The 14303-nt window shown below is 69.1% G+C and carries 11 protein-coding genes; 4 read left to right on the forward strand and 7 right to left on the reverse strand.

From position 1 onward, the window contains the following. Nucleotides 1-9: 9 nt before the first annotated feature. The 4 genes from PHN62_RS08445 to hemB all read right to left on the reverse strand — a co-directional run bounded on the left by PHN62_RS08445 (nt 10) and on the right by hemB (nt 4845). On the reverse strand, nt 10-948 hold the full coding sequence (locus PHN62_RS08445; protein ID WP_300149031.1) for an AEC family transporter: 939 nt from the start codon (nt 946-948) through the stop codon (nt 10-12). 34 nt (nt 949-982) lie between these two features. Next, a complete protein-coding gene (gene metG / locus PHN62_RS08450; RefSeq protein WP_300149034.1) occupies nt 983-2716 on the reverse strand; it encodes a methionine--tRNA ligase in 1734 nt (577 codons plus the stop codon). A gap of 108 nt (nt 2717-2824) precedes the next feature. Next, nucleotides 2825-3805: a phosphodiester glycosidase family protein gene (locus tag PHN62_RS08455; protein WP_300149037.1), complete on the reverse strand. Its 981-nt coding sequence runs from the start codon at nt 3803-3805 to the stop codon at nt 2825-2827. Beyond that, the gene (gene hemB, locus PHN62_RS08460; protein WP_300149040.1) at nt 3802-4845 is read right to left on the reverse strand and encodes a porphobilinogen synthase; all 1044 of its coding nucleotides are present in this window, start codon (nt 4843-4845) and stop codon (nt 3802-3804) included. Before hemB ends, PHN62_RS08455 begins: the two co-directional genes overlap by 4 nt. Nucleotides 4846-5030: 185 nt before the next feature. Here hemB and PHN62_RS08465 point away from each other — a divergent pair, with 185 nt between their 5' ends. The 4 genes from PHN62_RS08465 to mfd all read left to right on the forward strand — a co-directional run bounded on the left by PHN62_RS08465 (nt 5031) and on the right by mfd (nt 12409). After that, a complete protein-coding gene (locus tag PHN62_RS08465) occupies nt 5031-5657 on the forward strand; it encodes a hypothetical protein (protein WP_300149043.1) in 627 nt (208 codons plus the stop codon). Nucleotides 5658-5892: 235 nt separating this feature from the next. Beyond that, nucleotides 5893-6987, forward strand: coding sequence for an outer membrane beta-barrel protein (locus PHN62_RS08470; protein ID WP_300149046.1), 1095 nt, complete (start codon nt 5893-5895; stop codon nt 6985-6987). Between the two features lie 378 nt (nt 6988-7365). Next, entirely contained in the window at nt 7366-8583 is a 1218-nt protein-coding gene (locus tag PHN62_RS08475; RefSeq protein WP_300149048.1) for an outer membrane beta-barrel protein, read from the forward strand. A 163-nt stretch (nt 8584-8746) separates the two neighbouring features. Beyond that, nucleotides 8747-12409 (forward strand): transcription-repair coupling factor, encoded by a 3663-nt coding sequence (mfd, locus tag PHN62_RS08480; RefSeq protein ID WP_300149051.1) that lies wholly within the window; start codon nt 8747-8749, stop codon nt 12407-12409. Between the two features lie 65 nt (nt 12410-12474). Here the strand turns inward: mfd and PHN62_RS08485 are convergent, their stop codons facing one another. From PHN62_RS08485 to PHN62_RS08495, 3 genes are all read right to left on the reverse strand, one after another. Further along, nucleotides 12475-12798, reverse strand: a complete 324-nt coding sequence (locus PHN62_RS08485; RefSeq protein WP_300149053.1) for a hypothetical protein — start codon at nt 12796-12798, stop codon at nt 12475-12477. A 150-nt stretch (nt 12799-12948) separates the two neighbouring features. Beyond that, nucleotides 12949-13305: a hypothetical protein gene (locus PHN62_RS08490; protein ID WP_300149056.1), complete on the reverse strand. Its 357-nt coding sequence runs from the start codon at nt 13303-13305 to the stop codon at nt 12949-12951. 152 nt (nt 13306-13457) lie between these two features. Beyond that, complete coding sequence (locus PHN62_RS08495) at nt 13458-14303, reverse strand: 23S rRNA (adenine(2030)-N(6))-methyltransferase RlmJ (protein ID WP_300149059.1); 846 nt, start codon at nt 14301-14303, stop codon at nt 13458-13460.

The raw sequence follows: 14303 nt of genomic DNA on the forward strand, positions 1-14303 counted from the left end.
GAGCGGGGGTCAGAACGCCGCCCGCGCGATCAAGAGCCAGACGGGAATCGTCAGCGCGCCCAGAAGCGTGCCCACCAGCAGCGTGGCGGCCGCGACGTCCTGTCCGCGCTTGAAGAGCGTGGCGAAGAGATAGATGTTCAGCCCTCCCGGCGAGGCCGCCACCACCACCGCGACCTTGGCCAGATCCGGCGGCGCCCGGAAGGCCAGCGCCAGACCCAGCACCAGCAGGGGATGCAGCATGGTCTTGGTCAGGGCGGCCGTGAAGGCGGGCTTGAGCGAACCGCGCAGACGGCTCTGCGCGAGGGCGCCGCCCACCCCGAAGAGCCCCACCGCCGGCGAGGCCTCGCCGAGCATGCGCGCCCCCTCCATGATCGGCGAGGGCACCGGCAGATTCAGCAGATTGACGATCAGCCCCAGCGCCACGCCCCAGATCAGCGGATTGCGCCAGAGTCCGAGCCCCACTTCCCGCACCGCCGCCAGAGCGCCCTTTCCGTCGCGGCGCGAGGTCTCCATCACCAGCGTCCCGACCAGATAGAGCAAGGGCGCATGCAGGCCGATGATCGCGAAGGCGGGGCCTTCGGCCTCGGGCCCGAAGGCGCGCACCGAAACCGGATAGCCGATGAAGAGCGAATTCGAGAAGGTGCAGGCGAAGGCGAAGGCGGCGGCCTCGCCCGGCGTCATGCCGAAGGCCTTGCGGCCCATGGTCATGCCCACGGCGAAGCTCGTGACGGCGCCCAGATAGAAGGCCCCCACCACCCGCGGATCGAAGGCCACCCCGAACTCCAGATTCGCCGCCCCCGTGAAGAGCAGCGCCGGACTGGCCACCCGGTTCACGAAGGAGAGCAGGAAATCCAGACCCGAGGCCGGAAAGAATCCGGTCTTCACCGCCAGCCAGCCCCCGGCGAGCAGCGCGAAGATCGGCGCGACGACGATCAGCACCTCGGTCATGAGGCTCGCCTCCCTGGGCCTTCTGCGGGCGCTCTTACGCGGCGACGCCGCTGAAGCGCGCCTCCAGAGCCTCGCGTCCGGAATCCTCCATCTTGCGGAAGAGGTTCTCGGGCACGGCGAAGGCGTGGCCCGCCGGAAGGGCCGTCAGCGCCGAGGCGGCGTCCGCAGGCCAGGCCTTCAGCGTCTCCTCCTCGGGCAGGTTCAGCGCCCTGAGGATCTTGCCGGAGGCCTCCGGGATGAAGGGCGCCGACAGGATCGCGTAGAGCCGCGCGAGATTCACCCCCACCCGCACCGTCTGGGCGGCGAGGGCCGGATCGGTCTTGAAGCTCGACCAGGGCGCGGCGCGTTGCAGGTAGTCGTTGCCCAGCGACCAGATCGCCCGCAGCTCCGAAGCGGCCTTGCGGATCTCCACCGCCTCCCAATGGGCGGCGTAGGCGGTCAGGGCCTTGTCGAGGGCCTCGGTCAGCTCGGCTTCGAGCGGGCCGGGCGCCCCGCCTTCGGGCAGGGTCTCGCCGAATTTCGCGGCGGAGAACTTCGTCACCCGCGAGACGAAGTTCCCGAGGACGTCCGCGAGATCCTTGTTCAGCGCCGTCTGGAGGATTCCCCAGGTGAAATCGGAATCGCTGCCTTCGGGCGCGTTGGAGAGCAAGGTCCAGCGCCAGACGTCGGAGTCGGGCAGCACTTCGAGAGCCTGGTCCATGAAGACGCCGCGTCCCTGGCTGGTCGAGAACTTCCCGCCGTCATAGTTCAGCCAGTTGAAGCCCTTGATGAGGTCGACCAGCTTCCAGGGCTCGCCCGAGCCCATGATGGTGGCGGGGAAATTGATGGTGTGGAAGGGCACGTTGTCCTTGCCCATGAACTGGACGTAGCGCACGTCGGCGGCGCCTTCGTCCGTACGCCACCAGCGCCGCCATGCGGAATCGGGCAGGCCCCTGGCCTCGGCCCATTCCGCCGCCGAGGCGATGTATTCGATGGGCGCGTCGAACCAGACGTAGAAGACCTTGCCCTCCATGCCCGGCCAGGGCTGATCGCCCTTGCGCACCGGCACGCCCCACTTGAGGTCTCGGGTGATGCTGCGGTCCTGGAGCCCGTCGCCGTCGTCGAGCCATTTGCGGGCGATGGAGGAGACCAGATTCGACCAGTCCTGTTTGGAGGAGATCCATGCCCGCAGCCGCTCGCGCATGGCCGACTGGCGCAGATAGAGATGCTTCGTCGCGCGGATCTCCAGATCCTTCGCGCCCGAGATCGCCGAATGCGGGTCGAGCAGGTCGGTCGGATCGAGCAGCTTGGTGCAGTTCTCGCACTGATCGCCGCGCGCGCGGGCGTAGCCGCAGTTCGGACAGGCGCCCTCGACGTAGCGGTCGGGCAGGAAGCGGCCGTCGGTGGGCGAGTAGAATTGCCGCTCCTCCACCTCGGAGATCAGCCCCGCCTTGTCGAGTTCGCCCGCGAGATGCTGCGTCAGGGCGCGGTTCTGCGCGCTGGAGCTGCGGCCGAACCAGTCCCACGAGATCCCGAAGCCCTCGCAGAGCTTCTTCTGCACCTCGAACATCTCGGCGCAATAGGCCTCGACCGGAACGCCCGCCTTGGCGGCGGCGATCTCGGCGGGGGTGCCGTGTTCGTCGGTGGCGCAGAGGAACATCACTTCATGTCCGCGCTGACGCATGAAGCGGGCGTAGGCGCAGGAGGGCAGAATCGAGCCGACCAGATTGCCCAGATGCTTCACGCCGTTGATGTAGGGCAAGGCCGAGGTGATGAGGATGCGCGCCATGAGACCGGAAACTCCCTGCGAATCCCTCCTTCATAGCCCTTTCGCGCTGCGGCGCAAAGCGGCGAGAACGGAGTCGCGCCTCCGGCCGCTTCCGGAGCGCGGCCCGGATCAGGGGGCGGAGGGAGGAACCGCAGGCGGCGCAGCCGGAGGCGTCGCCGGACGGGGGCGGGGCTGGGGCTGGGCCGAGGGGGGCTGGGCGGCGGCGGCTTCGTCCCGGGCCGGAGCCGCGGCGGCGGCTTCCGGCTGGGGCGCGTCGCGGGCGATGGCGGCCACCATCGGCCCCAGAGGCCGGGCGCGGTCGTCGCGGCGCAGCTCGGGGCTGAAGAGGCTGGAGAGCGAGCCGTCCAGAAACAGGGCGTTGGGCGTCTTGAGCCCGTCGCGGAAGAAGCGTCCGAAGGCGTGGAAGGTCACGGGCAGATCCGAGATGACGAAGATCGCCTCGCCCCCCGCCGTGACGCCCACCCCGTTGCGGAATTTGCGCGAGGCGCTGTCCTCCATGAAGGCGGGGTGGATCTTCCCGTCGACGACCAGCATCGGCCCCGATTGCGTGGCGTATTCCGGAGGCTTCACGTCCTCGCGCTCGAACCTGCGGGCGTAGGCCTCGGTTTCGAGCACGCCGGGGCGGCCCTCGCGGATGTAGAAGACGCCGTTGGGCTTGAGATGGAAATTGCCGTATCCGGCGCGGCGGTTCAGGGCCTTCAGCTTGCGCCCGGCCTCGATGTAGAGCCCGATGGGCTTCAGGGCCTCGTCGAACATGCCCGCGTTGAAGGCGAAGACGATCCGCTCGCCCTGAGCGGCCAGATGGTCGCGCAGAGTCCCGAAGGCGCCGAAGGGCTGGCCCGCCGGGTCGAGGTTGAACAGCGCCAGACGCATCTTCGCCGGATCATAGCGGCAGACCTTGTAGAAGCCGCTCTCGTAGATCTGCGCGCGGCAGGCGGCGGGCTCCGCCGGAGCCTCCCGGGGCGCCTGCTGGGCGGCGGCGCTCCAGGGCGCCAGCGCGGCCAGAGCCGCCGCGGCCCAGAGGAGCGCGAGCGAGGCCCAGGCCCGCCGGAGCCGACGCCCGATCCCTGCGCGGGAGGGCGGAGTCACGGAGCCCCCGCCCGCAGGCGTTTCGCGGCCTCGACGGCGAAATAGGTCAGCACGCCGTCGCATCCCGCGCGTCTGAATGAAATCAGCGTCTCCATCATGGCGCGTTCTCCGTCGATCCAGCCGTTGCGGGCGGCGGCCTGGATCATCGCGTATTCCCCGCTCACCTGATAGGCGAAGGTGGGCGCGCCGAAGGCGTCCTTCAAGCGGCGGCAGAGGTCCAGATAGGGCAGGCCCGGCTTGACCATCAGCATGTCGGCGCCTTCGGAGAGGTCGAGGGCGGCCTCCTTCAGGGCTTCGTCGCCGTTGGCGGGGTTCATCTGATAGGTCTTCTTGTCCTTGGGGACGTCCTCGCCCTTGCCGAGATTCCCGCCCGAGCCCACCGCGTCGCGGAAGGGGCCGTAGAAGGCCGAGGCGTATTTCGCCGTATAGGACATGATCAGCGTGTCCTGATGGCCGCCCGCCTCCAGAGCCGCCCGCAAGGCGCCGATGCGCCCGTCCATCATGTCCGAGGGGCCGATGACGTCGGCGCCCGCCTCGGCCTGGGCCATGGCCTGCCGCACGAGGGCCGTCACGCTCTCGTCGTTGGCGATCCTCCCGTCGCGGAGGATCCCGTCATGGCCGTGGAGGCTGTAGGGATCCAGCGCCACGTCGGTCATGACGCCGATCTCCGGAAGCTCGCGCTTGAGCGCCCGGATGACCCGGCAGACCAGATTCTCCGGATTCCAGGCCTCGGCGCACTCGAGGCTCTTCAGCGAGGGATCCACATAGGGAAAGAGCGTGACGCAGGGAATCCCGAGCCTGGCCGCCTCCTCCACCCGGACCAGCGCCCGGTCGAGGGTCAGGCGCGAGACTCCCGGCAGCGACTCCACCGGATCCTCGCGGCCTTCGCCCTCCATGACGAAGATCGGCCAGATGAGGTCCTCGGGCCCGAGCCGCGTCTCGGCGACCAGCGCGCGCCTCCAGGGAGCGGCCCTCAGGCGCCGGGGGCGCGACGAAGGATAGGGCGCCCAGGGCGCGAAGGCGGCGAAGGATGAGCTCATGACGTCTTCTCCACGAGAGCCCGCAGGGAGGCACGCCCGCGCGGCTCTGTCAATGCGGCGCGAGGGGAGCCCCCCGGCCGCGCCTGTCGGGAGGCTTCGGACCATCCTCATGCACCGATTGTCAATACAAGCCTTTTACCTTGAGCCCAGCACGCAATCGGTCGACAGGCAGCAGGGGACAACGCATGCGCCGGACTTCTTTCATCATCGCAGCGGCCGCGTCGACGGCGCTTTCCGCCGCTCTCCCGGCGCGGGCCGAGGGTTCGGGCTGGGGCGGACAGGTGCGCTTCACCGCCTCCGTGGACGCCGGAATCGGTCAGACGAAGCTGGGCCATTACGTCCGGGTCTACGAGGAATCCGACTACTGGGAGCAGAGGACGCGCGGCAAGGGCCTGGCTCTGGGCGCCAACTTCGGCGTGGAGGTGGGCCGCGACTGGGCCTTCCAGCTGGAGGCCCAGTATCTGGGCCTCGACCGCAATCTCTTCCTCCATTACGGCGGCGAGATCGGCACCATCATGCAGGATCAGGAGGACCACCTCTTCGCCGGCTTCGTCACGGGGCAATACCGCATTCCGATGGAAGGCTATTTCCGGCCCTATCTGGGCCTCGGCCTCGGCTTCCTGACCCATGACTTCGGCTCGGACGGCGACGACTACCTCTGGGCGACGAAGTTCCAGCTCGGCGGCGACCTCGCCGTGGGCGACACCATCTCCCTCTACGGCCAGTACGACATGATCGCGGCGGAAGGGAAGTTCGACCAGACCAACTCCCTCATCCATGTGGGCCGCGTGGGTCTGAAGAAGCGCTTCTGAGGCCTTTTCCCCTTCTGGTCCCTTTCCGGTCCGATCTTCGCCGCCGCTCCGCAAGGGGCGGCGGTCTTGTTTCATTGTGGATCATCTGGAGGCGAGAAATCCGGTTTCGACCTGAAGGGGGCGCCTTCTCCGGATATCCTTTAACGTAAACTCCCTGTTCATCCGCATCTGGAACGCTTCTTGCTGTTTTCTCCGCAATCGATGTCCTCAACGGGAATTTTGCGGAGACTCGCAGATGAAGCGCCATCTTCTTGTTTACACGGCTCTGTTTGCGGGGGTCGCCGGATCCGCGCTGGCGGGCGGCTACGCGGCTGCGCCTCAGGGCGCCGGCGTCCAGTACGGCGCTCCCGTCGGAGCGGTCCAGGCCGCGCCGGGGCAGCCGATCTTCGTCAACGGCCGCCCCGTCTACGACGACCGCGGCGCGATCCAGACCGGCGGCGCCATCTGGGGCGGCGACTTCGCGGGCTCGGCCCAGGGCGCGCCCCTGGTCGAGAGCCAGGTGGTGAGCGAGGAATACCTCCTCCAGCAGCAGGCCGCCTACGGCGTCTCCCAGGGCCAGGTCCAGACCGGCTACGGCTACGGCGTCGCGCATCAGGGCGCCGTGGTCGGCGCGCCGGTCTACGAGCAGACCACCACCACCCAGGACATCGTGGCCGTGACGAGCGTCCAGCCGACCCTCGTCCAGACCCGCGGCGGCTGGGGCCCCCGCGTCTTCGTGGGCGTTCAGGGCGGCGCGGCTCTGGGCGCGGCCTTCTCCGGCGACGGCGACCGGCTCAAGATCGACCGCGGCTATAATTTCGGCGTCCATGCGGGCGTCGGCTTCAGCGGCGGATGGCGCGCCAAGGTCGAGTATCTGCGCCTGGCGGGCAAGATCGAGGTGGCCGGCTACGACGGCGGACATGGCGGCGGCGACTGCGGATCGCAGAAGCCGGGCTGCGGCGGCGGCAAGCCCTCCTGGGGCGGCGGCAAGCACGGCGGCGGCGGAAACGGCGGCGGAGGCTCCACCACCTACGAGATCGACCACAGCGCCAATGCGGGCTTCGTGACGGTGGAGAAGGCCTTCGAGGTCTCGAAGACCTTCCAGCCCTATGTCGGCCTGGGCGTGGGCTACGTGGATCCGAAGGTGGACGGCCTGGATCTGAAGGGCTCCTTCGGCGTCAAGGCCTCGGTGGGCGCGAGCGTCGCGCTGAGCGACAACCTCGAGGCCTTCGGCGAATACGCCTACGTCATCGCGCCCGACGTCGAGTGCGATTGCGGCGAAGACGGCCTGCTCAAGGTGGATTACGACACCCATCTGCTCTCGGCGGGCCTGCGCATTTCGTTCAACTGAGCGCCTCCCGAGCGGGAGCGCGTTCCGCGGACTCCGGCGGCGCGAGGTCTGCGTCGCCGGAATCCGCTGAAATCATCCCTGCGCCCATGAGTTTTCGTCATGGTCCTCCGGCGAGCCGCCGGAGGCCGGGCCGGAGCCGGGGCGCGGAAGGCCGGAGTTCGGACTGAAATCCCTGTCGCTTCGCCCTTCGTCCCATTCTGGACCGCATCGTCTGAAATCGGGACAAGCTAAGTTCATGATTAAACTTCATGAACTCCGCATGATCGGCGATAATGCCACGTATTTCGACGAATTTCCCGAAAGACAGAAACAGGATTGAGAAATTTGCGACTCGTGCGCAATATATCCTTCAGGTCAATGTAGCGTTTCGAGGCAATCATGAAACTCCTCACCCTCTCGGGAGTGGCGTCCGGCGTGGCGACGCTGCTCGCTGGAACGGCGGCGGCGCAGGCGTACGGCGCCTATTCCCCCCGCGACGTCTTCGTGTCGGCGGACGTGCTGCGCGGCTCTCTGAACGCTTCCGCGGGGGCGATGTCCGGAGCCCAGTATCACGCGGCCTCCGAGGTCGTCTCCTCGACGGGCGTCCTCCCCGCCTCCTACGCGCCGGTCTCCTACGCGACCAGCGTCGCGCCGGGGAGCTACACCTCGGGCACGATTTCGGCGCCCATCACGGCGGCGATCTCCGGACCGATGTCGGGCACCTTCACGGGCCAGATCACCGGCACCATCACCGGCACGATCACGCTGAACCCGGTCGCGCCGGTCACGACCACGACCTACGCCGCTCCGGCCTATGTGGCTCCGGCGCCTGCGCCGATCTACACGCCCGCTCCGGCGCCGATCTACACCCCGGCTCCGGTCGTGGTCTCCGCGCCGGTCTACGCCGAGCCGGTCTACGTGGCGCCGCCCGCGCCCGCCTATGTTCCGCCTCCTCCGCCGGCCTATGTGCCGCCGCCGCCTCCGGTGGTGGTGCCCGTGGTGGTCGAGCCGGTGGCTGATTACTGCGCGCCCTGGGGCGGCAACCGGAACTTCTACGGCCAGATCGGCGGCGGCTACGCCTACGCCGGCGACAACATCGACGGTCTGCGTCTGGCCAGCCGCGGCCTGGACAAGAACTATCATGTCGCGGGCGGCCTCGGCGTGCGGCTGCGCGGCCAGGGCGTCGGCTGCGACGACCAGGTGCGCGTCTCGCTGCAGAACCACTACATCCGGCATGAGCTGCCCCGCGGCGGCCAGATCATCAACGGCCGCCGGATGCTCAACAAGGACGCGATCAACGGCGAGGCCTTCTTCGCTCAGGTCGAATACGCGCCGGACCTCGGCTGGGGCGGGATCCGTCCCTACATCGGCGCGGGCGTGGGCGCGGCGGGGATCAACGTCGGCGACGGCCATGACGGCTACGAGAACGACTGGGGCTTCGCCTACAAGGGCATCGCGGGCGTGACCTTCGAGGTCAATCCCAAGCTCGACCTCTTCGCCGAATACAACTACATCGGCGTCCCCGGCGTGGATCTGAAGACCGGCTCCGGCCGCAAGGACGGCGAGATCGACTACGACGCGCATCTGGTCAACATGGGCCTGCGCTACAATTTCTGACGCGTGACCGGAGTCCGGAGCCTTTCGCCGCGGCGAAACGCTCCGGGCCTCGCAAAGTCGGGAAAAACGTCGCCGGATGGCCCGTCCGGCGGCGTTTTTCCGTCAGACCCCCCTGAAAAGGCGCGCTTGTCAGGCCGGGGCCGGAATGCTAGCTCGGGGCATCATGAGCAAGACCCCTCAGCGCCCGCCGCAGCCCTCGACCCCCGCCCTGACGCCCGGGCGCATCGTCGTGGGCGGGGCGCCCGAAGGCTATGACGCCCTGCTGCTGATCCGGCTCGTCGAGCGGGCCAGAGGCCCCGTGCTGCACGTCGCGCGGGACGACGCCCGCATGGCCGCCATGGAGACCGCCCTCGGGGTGGTCGCGCCGGGAGTCCCGGTCTTCAGGCTGCCCGCCTGGGACTGCCTGCCCTACGACCGGCTGTCGCCCAATCCGGCGGTGGCGGCGGAGCGTCTGGCGACGCTGGCCCATCTCGCCGAGGGCTTCGACCGGCCTTGCGTGATCCTGACCACGGTCAACGCCGTGGCGCAGCGCGTTCCGCCCCGCGAGAGCCTGCGCCGCGCGCGCTTCGCGGCGGATGTGGGGTCGCGGATCGACCTCGACCAGCTTCAGGCCTTCTTCGCCGAAAACGGCTATGTGCGGGCGAGCTCGGTGGCCGAGCCCGGAGATTACGCCATCCGGGGCGGCGTCATCGACGCCTTTCCGCCGGGCTCCGAAAAGCCGGTGCGGCTCGATCTCTTCGGCGACATGCTGGAGAGTCTGAAAAGCTTCGATCCCGAGACCCAGCGCAGCGAAGGCAAGTTGCAGCGTCTGGAGCTGGCGCCCATCTCCGAGACGCCGCTGACTCCGGCTTCGATCCGGCTCTTCCGCCAGCGTTACCGCGAGACCTTCGGCGCGGCGGGCGACGATCCGCTCTATGAAGCCGTCTCCGAGGGGCGCCGTCATCAGGGCATGGAGCATTGGCTCGCCTTCTTCCACGACAGCCTCGAAACGATCTTCGACTATCTGCCCGAAGGCGCGCCCGTCTCGCTCGACCACCAGGCCGAGGAGGCGCGGGAATCGCGCATGGAGGTGGTGCGCGATCATTACGACAATCGCCGTCAGGCTCTGGAGAAGCCGGGCATCGGCGGTTCGCCCTATCGGCCTGCGACGCCCGCCTCGCTCTATCTGACCGATCGGGATTGGGCGGCGGCTCTGGCGGATCGGGCGGTGCGGGGCTTCTCGCCCTTTCCTCTGGGCGCGGGGCCCAATCTCGCCGACGCCGGGGGGCGTCCGGGCCGGGATTTCGCCCCCGAACGGCTTCAGGAGAAGATCAACCTCTTCGACGCTCTGGCGGCTCACGCCCGCGAGCGGATGAAGTCGGGGCGACGGGTGGTGCTGGCGGCCTATTCCGAGGGCTCGCGCGAGCGCATGGGCGGCCTGCTGGAGGACCACGGGCTCAAGACCGTGATCCTGCCGCGCTGGGGCGATCTCCCGGCGGCGAGGGAAGGCGCCGAGACGGCGCGTCTGCTGGTCTGGCCTCTGGAGCATGGCTTCGAGACCGAAGACCTCGCGGTGATCTCCGAACAGGACATCCTCGGCGACCGGCTCGTGCGGGCGGCGCGCAAGAAGCGTCGGGCGGACAACTTCATCTCCGAAGCGGCGAGCCTCTCGCCGGGGGATCTGGTGGTGCATGTCGAGCATGGCGTGGGGCGCTATCTCGGACTCCAGATGCTCAAGACCGACGGCGCCGAACGCGATTATCTCGCGCTGGAATACGCCGGCGAGGGCAATTCCAGGCTTTACGTCCCGGTCGAGAACATCGAGCTTCTGTCGCGCTTCGGCTCGGCCACGGAGGGCGTGCAGCTCGACCGCCTCGGCGGCGGGGCCTGGCAGGCCCGCAAGGCGCGGCTCAAGAAACAGGTGCTGGAGATCGCCGAGCGCCTGATCCGCGTGGCGGCCGAGCGTCGCCTGCGGACGGCGGAGGCCTATCATCCGGCCTCGGGGCTCTTCGAGGAGTTCTGCGCCCGCTTCCCCTATCAGGAGACCGACGACCAGCTTTCGGCCATCTCCGACGTGCTGGGCGACCTCTCGGCGGGACGTCCGATGGATCGGCTCATCTGCGGCGACGTGGGATTCGGCAAGACCGAAGTCGCCTTGCGGGCGGCCTTCGTGGCGGCCATGGAGGGGGCTCAGGTGGCGGTGATCGCCCCGACGACCCTGCTCGCGCGCCAGCACGCGAAGAACTTCGAGACCCGCTTCCGGGGCTTTCCCTTGCAAGTGCGGGATCTTTCGCGCTTCACCTCCACGAAGGCGGCCGCCGACACGAAATCCGGCCTGCGCGAGGGCGTGGTGGATGTGGTGGTCGGCACCCATGCGCTGCTGGCGAAGGACGTCGGATTCAAGCGGCTCGGGCTGCTGATCATCGACGAGGAGCAGCATTTCGGCGTCAAGCACAAGGAGCGGCTCAAGGAGCTGAAATCCGACGTCCATGTGCTGACCATGACCGCCACGCCCATTCCGCGCACTCTGCAGATGGCCATGACGGGCGTGCGGGAGCTCTCGCTCATCGCGACGCCGCCGGTGGATCGTCTGGCGATCCGGACCTATGTCGGGCCCTATGATCCGGTCACGACGCGGGAGGCGCTGCTCCGCGAGAAATACCGCGGCGGTCAGAGCTTCTACGTCGCGCCGCGCATCGCGGATCTGGCGGCCATCGAGGACTTCCTCCGCGAGCATGTGCCGGAGGTGAAGGTGGCGGTCGCGCATGGCCAGATGGCCGCCGGGGCGCTCGACGAGATCATGAACGCCTTCTACGACGGCGCCTATGACGTGCTGCTCGCGACGACCATCGTGGAATCGGGCCTCGACATCCCGACGGCGAACACGCTGATCGTCCATCGGGCGGACATGTTCGGCCTGGCGCAGCTCTATCAGATCCGGGGGCGCGTCGGGCGGGCCAAGACCCGCGCCTACGCCTATCTGACCACCCAGCCGCGCAAGGCTCTGACTCCGGCGGCGGAGAAGCGGCTCAAGGCTCTGGCTTCGCTGGATTCGCTCGGGGCGGGCTTCACTCTGGCGAGCCACGACCTCGACATTCGCGGCGCGGGCAACCTGCTCGGCGAGGAGCAATCGGGCCATATCCGCGAAGTCGGCTTCGAGCTCTATCAGGACATGCTGCAGGAGGCTCTGGAGCGGATGCGCTCGGGCGAGACGGATCTCCCCGAGGTCGCCGAAGTCTGGTCGCCGCAGATCAATCTGGGCGTGGCGGCGCTGATCCCCGAGAGCTACGCCGCGGATCTCGACGTGCGTCTGGGGCTTTACCGCCGCCTCGCCTCTCTGGAGGAGGGCGCGGAGCTGGAGGGCTTCGCCGCCGAACTCCATGACCGCTTCGGGCCTCCGCCGCCGGAAGTCGAGGGGCTGATCAAGCTCATCCGTCTGAAGGGGCTCTGCCGTCGGGCGGGGATCGCCAGGCTGGACGGCGGACCCAAGGGCGCTTCGATCTCCTTCCGCGAGGGCGCGGTGAAGAATCCGGCGGGGGTGGCCTCCTGGGCGATGCGTCAGGGGGCTCTGGCGCGTCTGAAGCCGGATTCCTCTCTGGTGGTCCTGCGCGACTGGGAGACTCCGGAAGCCCGGCTCAAGGGCGCGCTGACTCTGGCGCGGGATCTGGTCAAGGCCGCCGAATCCAGCGAGATCGACGTCCTCAAGGCGCCGCCTCCGCCGCCGAAGGCGCCTCCGCCCAGGCATCTGGCGCCGCAGACCCCGACGCCGCCGAAACGCGGCTCGCTCGGCGTGACGCGGGTGATTCCCCGCGGCTCATGGCGGGGCGGGCCGCGCGGAGGGCGCTGAAGCGCCCGGCGCCTCCAGGGGAGAGAGAGCGCCCCCGCGTCGCGGCGAGGGCGCGCTCGGGCGTCTCAGACGCAGGTGATGGAGCGGATGTTGCTGGTGGCCTTGTCATAGACCACCGTCTGGCGATCAAGGCGCAGATCCATGGTCATGGGATCTCCCTCGCCGACCACGCGGCGCGAGACGCCGTCCGGCACGGCGGGCAGAGCCGAAAGCGGCCCCCCGACGAGGCTCTGGAGCGCGGCGGCCCGACAGAGATCCTGCGGAGTCTCGGCCAGTTCGGTCGGCGGCGTCGGGACGGGGCGCGGCGTCGGGGCGTGGGCGGCCTGGCGGCTGCAGGCCGGAACCGCGAGCAGGGCGACGCCGAGCGCGGCGAAGACGAAGGATTTCATGACAGGGAGCCTCCGGGGATTGCGTCTCGCGGATCATCCGCGGACGCCATGCGGAGTCCATGATAGCTCATCCTCCGGCCCCGGGGGCGATGATCCGTCCACGCGCAGGGGCGGATTCCGTCGCTCCGGCGGGGCGAGTCCTGCGGGCCTTCAGCGGCTCGAGCGCAGAAGCCGTGCGTTTCTGGCGGCGTCGCGCTCCCTCTGGCAGATCGCTCTGTCGAAGGCGCCGAAGGCCCGGGCGAGGCAGGCCTGGAACATCTGTTCGTAAAGCTCCGCTTCGGGAGGGCGCCCGACCGGAACCCCGCCGTAGACCGGCGGCGGGCCGACCTGCGGGCCGCCCTGAGCCCCGTGAGGGTCGAAGCCTTCGGGCGCGAGGAGGAGTCCGGCCTGGGGGCTCCGGAGAGCCTGGATCTCCGCCCGGGCTCCCTGTCCCCCGAAGGACCCGTGGTCCTGGGCTGCGGCGGGGAGGGCGGCGAGCAGGCTGAACGCGAGACTCAGGCGTCGCATGGGATCTTCCTCCTGAAGCCGCCTTCGCCCCAGACCCGGAGCGCAGCGCAGGCGGCGTGAAGCTGTCCGGATGTTCCGCGCACATCATACGATTCATCCGGAGGAGGGAAACCCGGAATCTCCGCGCCCGGGCCCCATCTTTCATGGAGGCTTCAGCTCTCCGGGCGGATCCATTCTCCCGACCAGCGCCCCCGGAATCCCTCCACCGCCAGGCGTGGGGTCAGCCATTCGAGCAGCGTGGCGGCCTCCTCCGGGAAGCCGTAGGGCGGGTTGACCACCGTCATGCCGGTGCCGGTCAGGCCCGGCGCCTCGCGGGGGGCGAAATCCAGCCGCAGGTCCAGCACCGGCGCCGAGACCTCCTGGAGCGCTTCGAGGAATCCGGCGTCCGCGCCCCCCGCCTTGATCGGGCGCCAGAGCAGCCAGACTCCGGAGGCGAAGCGTTTCAACCCTGCCTTCAACCCCTTGACCATGCGCTCATATTCGTCCCTGCGCTCGAAGGGGGGGTCCACGAGGATCAGCCCCCGCCGGGAGGTCGGCGGCAGGAAGGCGCTCAGGGCGTCGTAGCCGTCCATGTGATAGGCGCGCGCGCGGGCGAAGGGCCGGAGCGTCTCCTCCAGAAGCGGGACCTCCTCGGGATGCAGCTCGCAGGCCATGACCCGGTCTCCGGGGCGGGTCAGCCGCGCCATGAGCCAGGGCGAACCCGGATAGAAGCGCCGCTCGGGCTGGTCGAGGTTGAGTTCGTCCAGAGCGTCCAGCCAGGGGTCGAGCAGGGGATGGGGCGCGGGATCCTCAAGGATCCTCCCGACGCCGCCGCGCCATTCGCCGCCGCGCAGGGCGCGTTCGTCCATCGCCAGATCGAAGAGCCCCGCGCCCGCGTGGCTGTCGAGCGCGAGGAAGGGCTTGTCCTTGCGCGTCATGGCCAGCAGGGCCCGGCAGAGAAGGGCGTGCTTCACCACATCGGCGGCGTTGCCCGCGTGATAGGCGTGACGGTAGTTCAC

The sequence above is a fragment of the Neomegalonema sp. genome (assembly GCF_028688855.1).
GTDB lineage: Bacteria > Pseudomonadota > Alphaproteobacteria > Rhodobacterales > Rhodobacteraceae > Neomegalonema.